The organism is Micromonospora qiuiae (assembly GCF_016863555.1).
Classification (GTDB): domain Bacteria; phylum Actinomycetota; class Actinomycetes; order Mycobacteriales; family Micromonosporaceae; genus Micromonospora; species Micromonospora qiuiae.
The window spans coordinates 109,532-124,602 of the sequence record NZ_BOPC01000004.1 but is presented as its reverse complement, the minus strand read 5'-3'; the positions used below and the strand labels follow the sequence as shown (position 1 = coordinate 124,602).

At 69.7% G+C, this 15,071-nt stretch carries 11 protein-coding genes; 4 read left to right on the top strand and 7 right to left on the bottom strand.

The genetic code is table 11. The annotated features are described in order from the left end of the window. The first annotated feature begins 42 nt into the window (after positions 1-42). A complete protein-coding gene (locus Vqi01_RS01665) occupies positions 43-759 on the top strand; it encodes a YoaK family protein (protein ID WP_204032281.1) in 717 nt (238 codons plus the stop codon). 98 nt (positions 760-857) lie between these two features. Here Vqi01_RS01665 and Vqi01_RS01660 read toward each other — a convergent pair whose 3' ends face one another. From Vqi01_RS01660 to Vqi01_RS01640, 5 genes are all read right to left on the bottom strand, one after another. Further along, positions 858-1,538 (bottom strand): YesL family protein, encoded by a 681-nt coding sequence (locus Vqi01_RS01660; RefSeq protein ID WP_239098108.1) that lies wholly within the window; start codon positions 1,536-1,538, stop codon positions 858-860. Between the two features lie 82 nt (positions 1,539-1,620). Continuing rightward, positions 1,621-3,249, bottom strand: a complete 1,629-nt coding sequence (locus Vqi01_RS01655) for an ABC transporter substrate-binding protein (protein WP_204032278.1) — start codon at positions 3,247-3,249, stop codon at positions 1,621-1,623. Between the two features lie 46 nt (positions 3,250-3,295). Beyond that, positions 3,296-4,231 (bottom strand): carbohydrate ABC transporter permease, encoded by a 936-nt coding sequence (locus Vqi01_RS01650; RefSeq protein WP_239098107.1) that lies wholly within the window; start codon positions 4,229-4,231, stop codon positions 3,296-3,298. Next, positions 4,228-5,211, bottom strand: a complete 984-nt coding sequence (locus Vqi01_RS01645) for an ABC transporter permease (protein WP_239098106.1) — start codon at positions 5,209-5,211, stop codon at positions 4,228-4,230. The genes Vqi01_RS01650 and Vqi01_RS01645 overlap by 4 nt, the downstream gene beginning before the upstream one ends. Next, positions 5,208-7,595, bottom strand: a complete 2,388-nt coding sequence (locus Vqi01_RS01640) for a beta-xylosidase/alpha-l-arabinosidase (RefSeq protein ID WP_204032274.1) — start codon at positions 7,593-7,595, stop codon at positions 5,208-5,210. The genes Vqi01_RS01645 and Vqi01_RS01640 overlap by 4 nt, the downstream gene beginning before the upstream one ends. 299 nt (positions 7,596-7,894) lie before the next feature. Here Vqi01_RS01640 and Vqi01_RS01635 point away from each other — a divergent pair, with 299 nt between their 5' ends. The 3 genes from Vqi01_RS01635 to Vqi01_RS01625 all read left to right on the top strand — a co-directional run bounded on the left by Vqi01_RS01635 (position 7,895) and on the right by Vqi01_RS01625 (position 11,774). Next, on the top strand, positions 7,895-8,926 hold the full coding sequence (locus tag Vqi01_RS01635; protein ID WP_204032273.1) for a LacI family DNA-binding transcriptional regulator: 1,032 nt from the start codon (positions 7,895-7,897) through the stop codon (positions 8,924-8,926). A 20-nt stretch (positions 8,927-8,946) separates the two neighbouring features. After that, positions 8,947-9,978 carry an acetylxylan esterase gene (locus Vqi01_RS01630; RefSeq protein WP_204032271.1) on the top strand — a complete coding sequence of 344 codons (1,032 nt, stop codon included), beginning with the start codon at positions 8,947-8,949 and terminating at the stop codon, positions 9,976-9,978. Between the two features lie 365 nt (positions 9,979-10,343). After that, positions 10,344-11,774, top strand: a complete 1,431-nt coding sequence (locus Vqi01_RS01625) for a glycoside hydrolase family 10 protein (protein ID WP_204032269.1) — start codon at positions 10,344-10,346, stop codon at positions 11,772-11,774. 116 nt (positions 11,775-11,890) lie between these two features. On the opposite strand, the gene Vqi01_RS01620 is transcribed toward Vqi01_RS01625, so the two are convergent. Both Vqi01_RS01620 and Vqi01_RS01615 read right to left on the bottom strand, forming a co-directional pair. Further along, entirely contained in the window at positions 11,891-13,498 is a 1,608-nt protein-coding gene (locus Vqi01_RS01620; protein WP_204032267.1) for an RICIN domain-containing protein, read from the bottom strand. A gap of 99 nt (positions 13,499-13,597) precedes the next feature. Continuing rightward, positions 13,598-14,953, bottom strand: coding sequence for an extracellular catalytic domain type 1 short-chain-length polyhydroxyalkanoate depolymerase (locus Vqi01_RS01615; RefSeq protein ID WP_204032265.1), 1,356 nt, complete (start codon positions 14,951-14,953; stop codon positions 13,598-13,600). Positions 14,954-15,071 lie beyond the last annotated feature (118 nt).

Below are 15,071 nucleotides of genomic sequence, written 5' to 3'. Positions count from 1 at the left end.
CGTACGGCGTACCTGGGCACCGGCGCCCGAGCCGCTGAGCCCATGCCGTCTGGCGGAGCCGCGCGCGACGCAACGGACTCGTACCAGGAGTTCCGGCATCCGCTGCTGGCCTTGGCGCTCACCACCGGCATCGCCGGCGCCATGGACGCCTTCGCGTTTCTGCGCTACGGCGCCTTCGTCGCCAACCAGTCCGGAAACGCGATCTTCCTCGGCCTGGGGCCCGCCGGGGAGCACCCGGCCTGGCCGGCGTCGGCGGCCGCACTGGTCGCGTTCGGGGCGGGTGCGGGAATCGCCAGTTGGCTGCGCGGACAGCGGCGTGGCCGGGCGGCGACGTGGGTGAACCTGGTGATCACCGAGGCGGCCCTGGTGCTCTGGGCGGTACTCAACGTGCTGCTCGCGTACGGCCGGCACCACGCGAGCTTCCGGATCGTGCTCGCCGCCAGCGGCGCTCTCGCCATGGGAGCACTCGCGACACTGCTCACCAGCACGGCCGGGTTCGCCACCACCACGACCTACCAGTCGGGCACGGTGCAGAAGACCGGCCAGTACGCCGTACGCTGGCTCACCCACCCCCGTGCCGACCGGGGCCGGGCCGAGCTCGGCATTCTGCTGGGTCTACTCACGATCGCCAGCTATGCCGCCGGCGGGGCGGTCGGCGCCTGGGTTCAGCGCGAACCCCACTGGACACCGGCCTGGGGCGCGGTCGCCCTGACCGCGGTGGCGCTGCTCGTCGGTCGCCCGAGCCGCACCCGTTCCTGATCCCACCCCCGACGCCGAGGCGCGGTCGGCGGCATGTGGGACGACGCCACGGCCGCCGGGCAGATCGGCGCGCCGCTCCGCAACAGCGGTCGGGTATCTCATTCAAGACGGGTGAACTCCTGTCGGATGGTGGTGATCATCGGCTGGCCGCCGCGGACCAGCGCCAGCGCCAGCACCGAACCGAGCGCAGCGAGCGCCGCCTCCGACGCGACCAGCGTGAGCACCGTCGCCGCGACCAGCAGCAACGCGGTGCCGACCGTCACCTGCGGCGCACGCAGCACGAAGTACCCGGCCAGCCGCACGACGTCGCGCAGCCGGAACACGAACAGCGAGGTGATCACCAGCGCGTTGACCCCGACCACGGCCACCCCCGCGCCGACCAGCACCAGCAGCACCGCCCACCAGCGGGGTACCCCGGCCGCCGACAGGTTGACCAGGTTGATCGCGATGACGGTCAGCCACAGCAGCGCCGGCACCCAGACCAGCAGCGAACCGGCCAGGTTGGCCCGGTACCCGCGCCAGAACAGCCGCGACGGGCGCAGCTCGGTCAGGTCGAGACGCTGGTGGTGCAGCGTGTACAGCGCGGCGGAGAACGCCGGGCCGAGCGGCACCGCGCAGGCGGCGACCAGTGGCAGGTTGCTCGCGTGTCGTTCCAACGCGAAGAGCGCCACCAGGCCGGGTGCCGCGCAGAGCACCAGCAGCAGCTCGACCACGAGCAGCGTGTAGATCAGGGCGGCGACGCGGGACAGCGGACCCGCGCCGAACTCCCGTGTGCGCATCGGTGTCCTCATCGCTTCGGGCGGGCTTTGTCTAAGGTGGCAGCCGGTCCGGTCGCGCCGACACGACCGGACCGGCCAGGCATCAGTTGTGCTTGTCGCGGTAGCGCTCGTACGCCTTGTTGACCGTCTCCAGGTAGGCGTCCATGTTCTTGCTCTTCAACTCCGCCACGTAGGCGTCCCACTGGGCGAAGTCACGCTGCCCGAGGACGAACTGGAGGGTGGCCTGGTACACGTGGTCCTTCAGCGGGGTCTCCCAGAGCGACACCTGCTCCCGCTCCTCGTCGCTGAGCGGGTAGGGCGGCGGCGGCGACTTCGGCGTCCGGGCGTTCATGACGGCCTGGAACTCCTGCTCCTCTTCGGAGAAGAACGCCTGCACCAGCTCGGGCTTGCCGCCGTAGGCGAACACCCCGTTGGCGAAGCCGAAGTCCTTCTGGAGGTGCTTGGGCGCCCCCGGGTTGAGGCCGATCATGTCGACGTCCTTGGCGAGGCTGTGCTTGCCGGCAGCGTCCTTGACGAAGGTGGTGCCCTCCACGCCCCACCTGGCGAACTCCTGGCCCTCGTCGGAATACCACAGCCAGTCGACGAACTGCATCATGGCCACGAAGTTCTTGCTCTCCCGGGCCTTCGAGGAGATCATCATGCCGTTCTCCAGTCGACTGGTCGGGTTGATCTCACCGGCCGGGCCGATCGGCAGCGGAATCTTCGTGACCTTGGCCTTCGGGTTGGTCGCCGCCAGGTCGGGCCGGTAGTCGTTCACCAGTGCCTGGGCATTGCCGCTGATCACGAAGGACTTGCTGTTGGCGAGTTTCTGCCGGGCGAGGTCGTCGGTCTGGGTGAAGCTCTCCGGGTCGAGCAGCTTCTCGGCGACCAGCTTGTTGAGGTACTGCAACATCTGCTTGTACTGCTCGGTGGCGCCGGTGTACTCGAACTTCTGCGCCTGAGCGTTCCAGCTCATGTGCTGGAAGTTCCAACCCGCGCCCTCCAAGCCGTACGACACGGCCAGCAGGTTCAGCAGGTTACCCGCCGGGTTGGGCTGGCTGTACCGGTCGGAGAACGGGTAGATGTTCGGGTACTTCGCCTTCATCGCCTTGAGCATGGTGTAGACGTCGTCCCAGGTCTTCGGGACCTCCAGGTTCAGCTCGTCGAGGATGTCGGTGCGGACCACCAGCGAGTACTCGTGCCAGGGCTTCTCGTGCACGCCGGGCAGGAGGTAGAACTTGCCGTCCGCCTGGCGAAGCGTGTCCAGCTCAGGCTGCAGGCTCCACTTCTCGATCTTGTCCTTGAAGTTCGGCATCAGGTCGAGATAGTCGCTGACCGGCAGGATCGCCCCGGAGGAGACGTACGCGTGCACGTCCGGCGGATACGTCTTCGGGATGAGCAGCGGAGCGTCGCCGGCCCCGATGAGCAGGCTGCGCTTCTGGTTGTAGTCGCTCAGCGGCACCGCGACCTTCTCGAGGCTGACGTTCGTCCGGGACTTCAGCTCCGACCAGAACAGCCAGTCCTCACTGAGGGGGTAGTTCGGGTGGTTGTTGTAGAGGATGGAGAAGGAAACCGGTTCGGTGGCCTTGAACTGCGTACCGACTGCGTAGTTCTCCATCGCGCCGGCCCGGTTCTCGGTGCCGGACGGGTCGTCGCCACAGGCGGTGACGCTGGTGAGGGCGAACAACGCGGCCGTGGCTGCCGCTGCGTGACGCCACGATCTGCGGAACATGGCGAATCCTTTCAACTGCGGTGGTGGGAGGGTGGGTACGCCGGTCTCAGCCCTTCACCGCGCCGAGCATGATGCCCCGGACGAAGTACCGCTGGACGAAGGGATAGACCAGCAGGATGGGAAGGGTGGTGAGCACGATGGTCACGGACTTGAGCGTCGCCTCGGCCTGTACCTCGTCCGCCTCGGCGATGGCCCCGATGTTCTCCGCGCCGGTGGCGCCGGCGATCAGGTTGCGCAGGTAGATGGTGACCGGCCACAGCTCCTGTCGGTCCATGTAGAGGAAAGCCGCGAACCAGGAGTTCCAGAAGGCCACCGCATAGAAGAGCACCATCGTGGCGACGATGGCCTTCGACAGCGGCAGCACGATCCGCAACAGGATGCCGTACGTGTTGAGCCCGTCGACGGCGGCGGCCTCCTCCAACTCGACCGGCAGGCTCTCGAAGAACGCCTTCATCACCAGCAGGTTGAACACGTTGATGGCGTTGGGCAGCGCGATCGCCCAGACGCTGTTCTTCAGGCCCAGGCTGGTGACCAGGACGTAGTTGGGGATCAGGCCGCCGGAGAAGAACATGGTGAACACCGCGATGCCCACCAGGGCGCTGCGCCCCTTGAGGTGCTTCTTCGACAGCACGTACGCGTAGCAGGTGGTCATCACGATCGAGATGAGCGTCGCGGTGACCGTGTAGAACACCGTGTTGCGGTAGTTCGTCCAGAACAGCGGGTCGGACATCACCAACTGGTACGTGTCGAGGGTGAACCCACGCGGCACCAGGTTCACCTGCCCGGCGATGATGTACGCCTCGTGGCTCATCGAGCGGGCCACGATGTTGACGAACGGGTAGAGCGTCACCACCACCACGAGGGTCAGGATGATCGCGTTGACCACCTGGAACACCCGGTAGCCGCGGGTCTGCCGGATGCCCGGGCGCCGACGGGGCCGTGGCTCGACCTCGGTGGCCCGCTCGACGGCCTCGACGGTCACCACAGGCTCGTCCCCACCGTGCGACGGGCGATCAGATTGGCCGACAGCACCAGGACCAACCCGATCACCGCCTCGAACAGGCCGATCGCCGCGGCGTAGCTGAAGTTGCTGGACGTGAAGCCCACCCGGAACAGATAGGTGGAGATGACGTCGGCGGTCGGATAGGTCAGCGGGTTGTACAACAGCAGGATCTTCTCGAACCCGACCGCCATGAAGGTGCCGATGTTGAGGATCAGCAGCGTCACCATGGTCGGACGGATCCCCGGCAGGGTGACGTGCCAGGTCTGCCGCCACCGGTTGGCGCCGTCGATCCGGGCCGCCTCGTACAGGTCGTCGTCGATGGTGGTGAGCGCCGCCAGGTAGAGGATCGTCCCCCAGCCCACCGTCTGCCACACCTCGGAGGAGACGTAGATGGTGCGGAACCACTCGGGCCGTTGCAGGAACGCGGTCTCCTCGCCACCGACCGCCCGGACGAACTGGTTCACGGTGCCGTCCATGGACAGCAACTGCATGACGATGGCGGCCACGATCACGATGGACAGGAAGTGCGGCAGGTACGACACGGACTGCACGAAACGCTTGAGCCTGCGGGCCCGCACCTCGTTGAGCAGCAGCGCCAGCACGATCGGGAGCGGGAAACAGAACAGCAGGGTCAGCCCGCCGAGCACCAGGGTGTTGGTGAAGACGTTCCAGAACGTGGGGTCGGTGAGGAACATCTTGAAGTACCGCAGTCCCACCCAGTACTCGCCGAAGATGCTGCCGCCGGGCTGGAACCGCCGGAAGGCGATCACGTTGCCGATCATCGGCAGGTACCGGAAGATCAGGAAGAACAGCAGCGGCAGGATTGCCAGCGAGTAGAGCTGCCAGTCGCGCCGCAGCGCCCGGCGCCAGGTGCGGCGGGCGGCCCGGGGCGCCGCGGGAGGTGGGGTGGCCGGTCCCGTGGCCGGCGCGGGCGAGGCCAGGACGGTCGGGCTGCTCATCGTCGTTGCTCCGGGACCGGCTCGACGGTCACCGTGGGTACGAGCTGCCGGTGGTGACCGGTCTCGCGTTCGTCGCCCACCAGCCGTAGCGCGAGGCGCTCGACGATGTCGCCACTGGACCGGCCGAGGAGCAGCTGTACGTCACCGGGCTCGACGATGCGCCGGCCGCGTACGCCGGTGAACGAGGTGAGGTCGGCGGGGACCCCGAAGGTGACCCGGGCCGCCGCACCCGGCTCCAGCGGCACCCGCGCGTAACCGATCAGGCGGACCACCGGTCGCGTGGTCTGCGCCACCGGGTCGTGCAGGTAGAGCTGCACCACGTCGGCACCGGCCCGCGAACCGGTGTTGCGGACCGTGATGCCGACCGTGACCTCTCCGTCGACCGGCCAGCCGACCGGTCCGCCGGTGTCGCCGGCCGGATCCCCGATCACCCGTGCCTCGGACCAGTCGAAGGTGGTGTAGCCGAGGCCGTGGCCGAACGGGAAGGCAGGCGTCGGATCCACCGACGACACCTGGGTGCGGCGGCCCAGGGGCGGGGTGAGATACGTGCCGGGCAGGCCACCGGCGTGCCGGGGCACGCTGACCGGCAGCCGTCCGGATGGGGCGACCTCGCCGGTGAGCACGTCGGCCAACGCCTGGCCGCCGAGCTGACCGGGAAAGAATGCCTGGACGATGGCGCCCGCGTCGTCCACCTCGGCGCCGAGCGCGTACGGGCGGCCGGAAAGCACCACGAGCACCACCGGGGTCCCGGTGGCGAGCACCGCGCGCACCAGCTCGGCCTGCACTCCGGGCAACTGGAGGTCGACCGCGTCGCAGCCCTCGCCGGAGGTGCCCCGGCCGAACATGCCTGCCCGGTCGCCCACGGCGAGCACGCACACGTCGGCGGCGGTCGCGGCCTCGACGGCGGCGGCGATGCCGGTGGTGTCGTCCCCGGTGATGGTGGTGCCGGGCACGTGGGTGAGTCGCGGATGCCGTCGGTGCAGCGCCGCGCGCAGCGACGGGATCTCCAGACCGGTGCCGTACTCCGGATGGTGCACCCCGACATGCAGCGGGAACGAGTAGCAGCCGAGCATCGCCATCGGGTCGTCCGCGACCGGGCCGACCAGCGCGACGTGCTGGTCGGCGGCGAGCGGCAGCAGCCCGTCGCGGTTGCGCAGCAGGACCACGGACTGGCGGGCCAGCCGCAGCGCCACCTCCCGGTCGGCGTCGTCGTCCAGGCGCAGCTCGTCGAGGTCGGTGGGGAGCGCCCGCCACCCGTCGTCGAGCAGCCCCAGTTCGATTTTCTGGATCAGCACCCGGCGCAGGGCCCGGTCGATCAGCGCCTCGTCGACCGCGCCGGTGCGCACCGCGGCCACCAGCGGTGCGCCGTAGGCGTCGACCGTCGGCAGCTCCACGTCGATGCCGGCACGCAGCGCCAGGCCGGCGGCCTCGCCGGCGTCGGCGGCGACGCCGTGCAGGGTCTGGAGGAACCGGACGGCGAAGTAGTCGGCGACCAGCGTCCCGGTGAATCCCCACCGCTCGCGCAGCACCCGGGTCAGCAGGTGTTCGTCGGCAGCCACCGGCACTCCGTCGATCTCGGCGTAGGAGTGCATGACCGACCGCGCACCGCCCAGCCGCAGGGCCATCTCGAACGGTGGCAGGATCACGTCGGCGAGTTCCCGGTCTCCCATCGGCACCGGGGCCAGGTTTCGTCCGCCCCGGGAGGCCGAGTAGCCGGCGAAGTGCTTGAGCGTGGCCACCACGCCGGCCCGTTCCAGCCCGCGCACGTACGCCGCGCCGATGGTGCCGACCAGGTGGGGATCCTCGCCGATCGTCTCCTCGGTCCGCCCCCACCGGTAGTCGCGGGTCACGTCCAGCACCGGAGCCAGTCCCTGGTGGACACCGACGGCCCGCATGGAGCGGCCGATCCGGCCGGCCATCTCCTCCACCAGGTCGGGATCGAACGCCGCGCCCCAGCACAGCGGCGCGGGGTAGACCGTGGCACGCCAGGCGGCAAAGCCGGTGAGGCACTCCTCGTGGACCTGCGCCGGTATGCCGAATCGGCTGGCCGCCACGATCTGCGCCTGGGAGGCGGCCAGGGACCGGGCGCCGAGGACCGGATCGACCGGCCGGGTCCCGAACGGCCGGGTCAGCTGTCCCAGCCCGTGCCGGATCGCCTCCGACCACGGTGGGGTGTGCTCGACCATGTCGTTCTGATGGGGAGCGACGCCCTCACCGGACTCGTCGGCGCCGACCCAGAGGCCGACCAGCTGAGCGACCTTTTCCTCAAGCGACATCAGCGGGATGAGCGCGTCGGCCCGCTCGTCGGGCCGCAGCGTCGGGTCGCGCCATCGATCGGCGTCCGGTGCCGCCGGTCGATCGTCGACGGGAAGCTGACTTGTCATGCCGAACCCCTCCGGCCGCGCTCGCGAGGTCGCCCCGGCGGCCGTGCCAGCCGCCGTGCGGCACGGCGGTTATCGAAAATTTCGGAAACCACTTCGACGCCCGTGTCCGGGAACCTAAGGGCGCTGAGAAGGCCGTGTCAAGGGTTGGAAAGGCACTGTCCACACGGGGGGTGCCGTGCTGGTAAGCGATTGCCTGTCGCTCAGCCGTCGCCGCCATACCATCGACTGATGTCACCACTGACGGCTTCCTGCGTGTTACAGTTCCCCGAAAATTTCGCCGACCGGTTGCAGGGATTCCGATGACCGTACACCGTCCACCGACGGCGCTCGGCTCCGCGACGATCGCGACGATCGCGCGGGAGGTCGGCGTGTCGTCGGCGACGGTCTCCAAGGTCCTCAACGGACGATCGGACGTCGCGGCGGGCACCAGGGCCCGCGTCGAGGCCAGTCTGGAGCGGCACCGCTACCGCCGCCGCGCCCGCCGTGCCGCCGGTGTGGGGCAGATAGACCTGGTGTTCCACGAGTTCGGCTCCGACTGGGCACTGGAAATCATCCGCGGTGTCGAAGCGATCACCGCCGCCGAGCAGCTCAACGTGGTGCTGACGCAGCTGGACGGCGCGCACCGACCGCCACCGTCGTGGCTCGACACGGTGATCGCCCGGCGTCCGCTCGGCGTCGTGCTGGTCATGTGCAACTTGACCGGCCAGCAGCGGCAGCGGTTGCGGCGCCAGGCGATCCCGGTGGTCGTGATCGACACCGACAGCGCCAGTGCGGCCTCGGTGCCCACCGTGGGCTCGAACAACTGGAACGGCGGCCTGCTCGCCACCCGCCACCTGCTGGAGCTCGGGCACCGTCGGATCGCGATCATCTCCGGTCCGCAGGGCGTGCTGTGCGCCCGGGCGCGCACGGCGGGCTTCCGCTGCGCGCACGAGGAGTTCGGGGTGCCCGTCGATCCCTGCCTGGTCCGCTCCGGGACCTTCCACCTCGACGCCGGCTACCGGCAGGGCATCGAGTTGCTGAGCGGGCCCGACCGACCTACGGCGATCTTCGCCGGCTCGGACCTGCAGGCGATGGGGGTGCTGCGGGCGGCCCGGCAGCTCGGCCTCGACGTCCCGGCCGACCTGTCCGTGGTCGGGTACGACAACCTGCCGGTCTCGGCCTGGATCGGCCCCGCGCTGACCACGGTCAACCAGCCGTTGCGCGACATGGCCGGCACCGCCACCCAGATGCTGCTCGACCTCGCGCGCGGGGTGGCCCTGCCGACCAGCCGGATCGACCTGGTCGCCGAGCTGGTGGTACGCGAAAGCACCGCGCCGCCACGGCGGCCTTAGAGGATCACCTGCGAGGAGCCATGCCCATGTTCGACCTGCCCCTCGACCAACTGCGCGACTACGCGCCCACGGTGACCGAGCCCGCCGACTTCGACGCGTTCTGGCGGGCCACCCTGGACGCGACGGCGGCGTTGCCGGTGCTGCTCGACGTCCGCCCCGAGCCGACCGACCTGCGCCTGCTGGACACCTGGGACGTCACTTTCGCGGGCTTTGCCGGTGATCCGGTCCGGGCCTGGTACACCCGACCGGCCGCCGTGGGCGGCACGTTGCCGGTGATCGTCGAGTACGTCGGCTACGGGCGCGGCCGGGGACTGCCGCACGAGCGGCTGACCTGGCCGGTCGCCGGGTACGCACGCCTGCTGGTCGATGCCCGGGGGCAGTCGGGGCAGTACGGCGTCGGTGACACGCCCGACCCGCACGGCAGCGCGCCGGGCGGGCACTCACCGGTGACCTGGGGGATCCTGTCGCCGGCCGGCTACTACTACCGCCGGCTCATCACCGACGCGGTGCGGGCGGTCCAGGCGGCCCGCGCCCTGCCAGGCGTCGACGCGGGGCGGGTGGTCGTCGCGGGCAACAGCCAGGGCGGTGGGCTGGCGCTCGCGGTCGCCGGGCTCGTACCGGACGTCGCCGCCGTGCTCGCCACCGCGCCGTTCCTCTGCCACGTCCAGCGGGCGATCGAGATCACCGACGTCGGCCCGTACGGCGAGATCGTCAACTACCTTTCGGTCAACCGCGACGCCGAGGCGGCGGTGCGCAACACGCTCTCCTACGTCGACGGGGTCAGCTTCGCCCGGCGGGCCACCGCTCCGGCGCACTTCGGCATCGGGCTGCGCGACCACGTCTGTCCGCCCAGCACCGGGTTCGCCGCCTACAACCAGTACGGCGCCGCCAGCGGAGGGCCGGTGCCGGAGCGGAGCATGCACGTGTACCCGTTCAACGGCCATGAGCATGGGGATGCGACCCACGTCCGGCGTCAGCTGCGCTGGTTGGCCGCCCTGCTCGGGGAGCCGGTCGCGGCGGCACGGCCCGGTGCCGTCCCGGTCCCCGGCTGACAACGCCTCGGCTGGCCGCTTTTCGCCCGGCCGGTCGGCCGCCCGGTCGGCCGATCGGGCGACCGGCAGCACCGAAACTTTCGGTCCCCGCGATCCCGACCGTCCGGGCCCCTGGCTGTGCTTAAATGCGGGTCGGGCCGGAACGGTGGCGCGCGCCGGTCCGAAGAAGACGGTCGGGGCACGTTGAGCTTACGGACATGTTTCGATATTGTTCCGATAGAACAGCCTCGATCTACTCATGGTGGCCGGCTGATGCACCGGCCGGCGCGGCATCCGGGCGAACGCGCCGCGACGGAGAACCACCGTGTTGGGCAGTAGTCGGGGCCGGCTTCCCATCAGCACGGCTTCGTCGAAAGGCTCATGCCATGAACAACGCCTTCGCCCGCGCCAGCGGGCGGCCGGCGACCCGATCGCGACCGCGTACCGCGCTGGTCTCGGCCGTGGTCGGACTCGCCCTCGTCGCCACCGGCGTGGCGGTGGCCTCCAGCGCCAGCGCGGCGACCACCCTGGGTGCCTCCGCGGCCGAGAAGGGCCGGTACTTCGGCACCGCGGTGGCGGCGCACAAACTCTCCGACTCCACCTACGTCGGCATCCTCAATCGCGAATTCAACTCGGTCACCCCCGAGAACGAGATGAAGATCGACGCGACGGAGCCGCAGCAGGGGCAGTTCAACTTCACCAACGCGGACCGCATCGTCAACCACGCCATCTCGCGCGGCATGTCCGTGCGCGGCCACACGCTGGCCTGGCACTCGCAGCAGCCCGGCTGGATGCAGAACATGTCCGGCACCACGTTGCGCAACGCGATGCTCAACCACGTCACGCGGGTGGCGACCTACTACCGCGGCAAGATCCATTCGTGGGACGTGGTGAACGAGGCGTTCGCCGACGGCAGCAGCGGCGCGCGGCGCGACTCGAACCTGCAGCGCACCGGCAACGACTGGATCGAAGCGGCGTTCCGCGCCGCGCGTGCCGCCGACCCGGGCGCAAAGCTCTGCTACAACGACTACAACACCGACGACTGGACCCACGCCAAGACCCAGGCCGTCTACCGGATGGTGCAGGACTTCAAGCAGCGGGGTGTGCCGATCGACTGCGTCGGCCTCCAGTCGCACTTCAACCCGAACTCGCCGTACCCGAGCAACTACCGCACCACGCTGTCCAGCTTCGCCGCCCTCGGGGTGGACGTGCAGATCACCGAGCTGGACATCGAGGGTTCCGGCACGCAGCAGGCCAACACCTACCGCAACGTGGTGACCGACTGCCTCGCGGTGCCCCGCTGCACCGGCATCACCGTCTGGGGCATCCGTGACTCCGACTCGTGGCGCTCCGGTGGCACCCCGCTGCTCTTCGACAACAGCGGCAACAAGAAGCAGGCGTACAACTCCACCCTGGAGGCGCTGAACGCCGGCGGCACGACCCCGCCGCCCACCACCGCACCGCCGCCGCCCACCACCGCGCCGCCGCCGACCACTGCGCCGCCGACCACGCCGCCGCCCGGTGGCGCCGGCTGCACCGCCTCGGTGTCGCTGAACCAGTGGAACGAAGGATTCGTCGCCACGGTCCGCGTCAATGCCGGCTCCAGCAGACTCAACGGCTGGTCGGTGAGCATCGCGCTACCCGGCGGCAGCACGGTGACCAACACCTGGAGCGCCCAGGCCAGCGGGAGCAGCGGCAACGTGACGTTCCGCAACGCCAGCTACAACGGCACGGTCGACCCCGGAACCAGCACCGAGTTCGGCTTCCAGGGCACCGGCACCGGCCCCTCCGCCACCCCCACCTGCACCGCCAACTGAGTGAAAGGAAGGGCCCCCTCTTAACGCCTGGTGTATAGGAAGGGCCCCTTCTTAACAAGTCGGCCGGGCCGGCGCCTCGCGCGCCGGCCCGGCTCGGCGTAGCTGGGCCGGATTGCTCAGCAGCGACTGATCGTCGAGTTGTTCAAGGCGATGTTGCTGATGGTCAGGTTGGTCGTGCAGGGGTTCTCCAGGATCCGGCTGTTGACCAACGTGAAGTTGCGCAGGGTCAGATCCCGGTTGCCGGGGAACTCGGCGCGGGCGGCCAGGCGCACCTCCCCGCCGCCGCTGATCGTGCCACCACCCGCGGCGATGTCCACGCCGTAGCAGTTCTCCAGGAGGATGGCGTTGTTGCCGGTGTTGGCGATGTCGACCCGGTTGACCGCCAGGCCGCCGGACTCCGAGACGCAGAAAATGCCCCGGCCACCGCCACGCGCCCGTACGCTGCCCACCCGGATGTTGGTCGGGTAGCCGGAGCCGATCCGGCCGGCCCGGTTGGCGATCCGGAACGCCGCGTACCCGGTGCCGGTGCCCGCGTTCTCCGCATCGACCGTGGTCACCGTGGCGTTGATCGTCTGGTTGAGCAGCAGTCCGGACTCACCGACGTTGCGCGCGGTCACGGTGCCCACGGTCAACCCGTCCACCCCGTACGTCTCCACCGCGTGTGAGCTGGCACCGGAGACGTACACGTTGTCGATGCGGACGTTGCGGGTCCACTGGCTGGTGTCGCCCCGGTTGTCGATGCGTACGCCCAGCCCACTGGAGAGGCGCATGTCGATCTGGCCGAGCACCACGTCGGTGACGTTGCGCAGGAAGATGCCGTACAACGGGGAACCGGTCACGGTGAGGTGCTGCACCTCGATCTGCGTGGTGCCACGGGAGTAGATCGGCGCCTGGTCACCGCTGCCGGAGCCGGTCACGTTGATCGTGCCGCACACGTCGATCGTGGTGTAGCTGGGCAGTGAGATGCGGGAGCCGGCGCTGATCGATCCGGATCCGCGTACGACGACCCGTTGTTTGCTGGTCCGACCGGCGCTGAGGCTGTTCACCGCGGCCTGTACGGCGGAGCGCATGTCGCCGCCGGTGTAGACCGTCGTGCCGCCGTTGCGGGCGCTCCACGTACCGCCGCTGAGCACCGCCTCGGCCTGGAAGGCGCCGCTGCCGCAGTCGCTGCCGCCGCCGGTGCCGAGGGCGACGAGCCGCCACTGTTGGTTGGCGCCGTTGACGTCCTGGTACTGGGAGATCATGCCGCCGTCGGCGGTGGACCAGTTCCACACGTCCAGCGCCTTGTTGGAATGCCGGTTGATGAACCGGACGTGGCCGCCGTCGGAGTCGGCCAGCCGGAAGTGCTGGCGGGTGTTGCCGCCGGCCGCGGCGTTCTGCACCAGCTGCACGCCGTCGGTGGCGTTGGGCAGCTCGAGGACTTTGCCGCTGTGCACCGAGCGGATCTGGTAGTAGCCGCTGCCGACGTCGACGAAGCGCCACTGCTGCACCGCGGCGTCGTTGCGGGCGTACTGATTGATCGGGGCGTTGTCGGCGGTGGACCAGTTCCACACGTCCATCGCCTTGCCGCTGTGTCGGTTGACGAAGACGTAGGTGGCGTTCGGGTCGACGGTGGCGGCCATCGCGCTCGGCGCGGCGACCGCGGTGGCGGCGCCGAACATGGCCAGCGTGGCGGCGACGACCAGCCAGCGGCGTGGTCGTCGGGTCGTTGTCCGGAACAGCATGCGGGTTCCTCCGGGTAGGGGTCGGTGGTGGCGTGCTTCCAGCGGCCGGGGCCGGCTCAGCGGGCAGCCGTGCCGGCCCCGGCGACAGGTGCGCCCGGCTCAGGTCGAGCAGAACATTCCGTTGAGGGTGAACGAAGCCGGCCGATCGGTGTTACCGCTGTGGTTTGCCTGGAAACCGATGGTGGTGGAGGTTTTCGGGGCGATGGTGCTGTTGTAGGAGACGTTGCGCGCGGTCACCGCGCCGGAGGTCGGGGAGTACGTCGCGTTCCAGCCGTTGGTGATGGTCTGCCCGGCGGGCAGGGTGAACGCCAGGCTCCAGCCGTTCACGGCGGTGGAGCCGGTGTTGGTGATGGTCACCGAGGCGGTCAGCCCGGTGTTCCAGGCGTTGACCTCGTACCGGACCTGGCACCCGGCGCCCGGCGGCAGCGTCGGGCTCGGCGGCGGGGTGGTGGGGGACACCGTCGGCGTCACCGTCGGCGTCGGGGTGGGGGTCGGTGGCCGGGTCGGGCTCGACGTCGGCGTCGGCGTCGGGTTCGTGACGTTGAGGCCGAAGAAGCGTACGGCCTGGGCGGCGTCGACCGGAAGGTTGTGCGTCACGCCCTGCATGCTGATCGCCTCGACCGGCGCGTTGCCCCCGGCACTGCCGTAGCGCGTGCGCGTGTAGCCGGCCTGCGGGCTGTCGGTGAAGGTGGGGGTCTGGCTCAGCCCGTGCAGGTTGGTCCACTGCTTGACCTGCTCACCGAAGTTCGGGTAACGCAGGATGTCGTCGTTGGTGCCGTGCCAGATCTGCATCCGCGGTCGCGGACCGGTGTAACCCGGGTACGCGTTGCGCACCAGGTCACCCCACTGTTGCGGGGTGCGGATGATCTGCCCGTTGGCGCATTCGCTGTTCCACTCGGAACCGCCGGTGGTGGCGAAGCAGCCGAACGGCACGCCGGCGAACGCGGCGCCGGCGGCGAACACGTCCGGATAGAGCCCGAGCAGGACATTGGTCATCATCGCCCCGGACGAGGTGCCGGTGGCGAAGATCCGGGCGGGGTCGACGGGGTACCGTGCCGTGACGTAGTCGACCATCGACATGATGCCGACCGGGTCGCTGCCACCGCCCCGCCGCAGGGCCTGGGCGGTGTAGACGTCGAAGCATTTGCTGCTGCGGGTTGCCGACGGGTAGATCACGATGTAGCCGTACTGGTCGGCCAGGGACGCGAACTGTGTGCCGGTGTGCATCGCGGGCCCGCTGCCGGTGCAGTAGTGGACCACGACCAGGAGCCCGGGTCGGGGTGCGACCCGGTCCGGTACGTAGAGGTGCATGCGCAGGTTGCTGGGGTTGTTGCCGAAGTTGGTCACCTCGGTCAGCGTCGCGGCGGACGCCGGGCTCGATACCGACAGCGCGATCAGCGCGGTCAGGGCGATGGCCGCCAGGGCGGCGCACCACAATCTGATCGTCTTCTTCATGGAGTCAGGTCCTCCGAACGGAAGTGGACAGGCCGATGTTCCGATCGAGGGCTGCCCGGCGCCCGACCTCGTCCGGCTCAGGAACATAGATGATTATCGTTGCAGCGTGTCGGCCCGG

Coding starts and splice junctions, on each gene's coding strand:
- Vqi01_RS01620 (WP_204032267.1), bottom strand. CDS start 13,498: ATGCTGTTCCGGACAACGACCCGACGACCACGCCGCTGGCTGGTCGTC.
- Vqi01_RS01640 (WP_204032274.1), bottom strand. CDS start 7,595: ATGACAAGTCAGCTTCCCGTCGACGATCGACCGGCGGCACCGGACGCC.
- Vqi01_RS01635 (WP_204032273.1), top strand. CDS start 7,895: ATGACCGTACACCGTCCACCGACGGCGCTCGGCTCCGCGACGATCGCG.
- Vqi01_RS01615 (WP_204032265.1), bottom strand. CDS start 14,953: ATGAAGAAGACGATCAGATTGTGGTGCGCCGCCCTGGCGGCCATCGCC.
- Vqi01_RS01625 (WP_204032269.1), top strand. CDS start 10,344: ATGAACAACGCCTTCGCCCGCGCCAGCGGGCGGCCGGCGACCCGATCG.
- Vqi01_RS01660 (WP_239098108.1), bottom strand. CDS start 1,538: ATGCGCACACGGGAGTTCGGCGCGGGTCCGCTGTCCCGCGTCGCCGCC.
- Vqi01_RS01630 (WP_204032271.1), top strand. CDS start 8,947: ATGCCCATGTTCGACCTGCCCCTCGACCAACTGCGCGACTACGCGCCC.
- Vqi01_RS01655 (WP_204032278.1), bottom strand. CDS start 3,249: ATGTTCCGCAGATCGTGGCGTCACGCAGCGGCAGCCACGGCCGCGTTG.
- Vqi01_RS01665 (WP_204032281.1), top strand. CDS start 43: ATGCCGTCTGGCGGAGCCGCGCGCGACGCAACGGACTCGTACCAGGAG.
- Vqi01_RS01645 (WP_239098106.1), bottom strand. CDS start 5,211: ATGAGCAGCCCGACCGTCCTGGCCTCGCCCGCGCCGGCCACGGGACCG.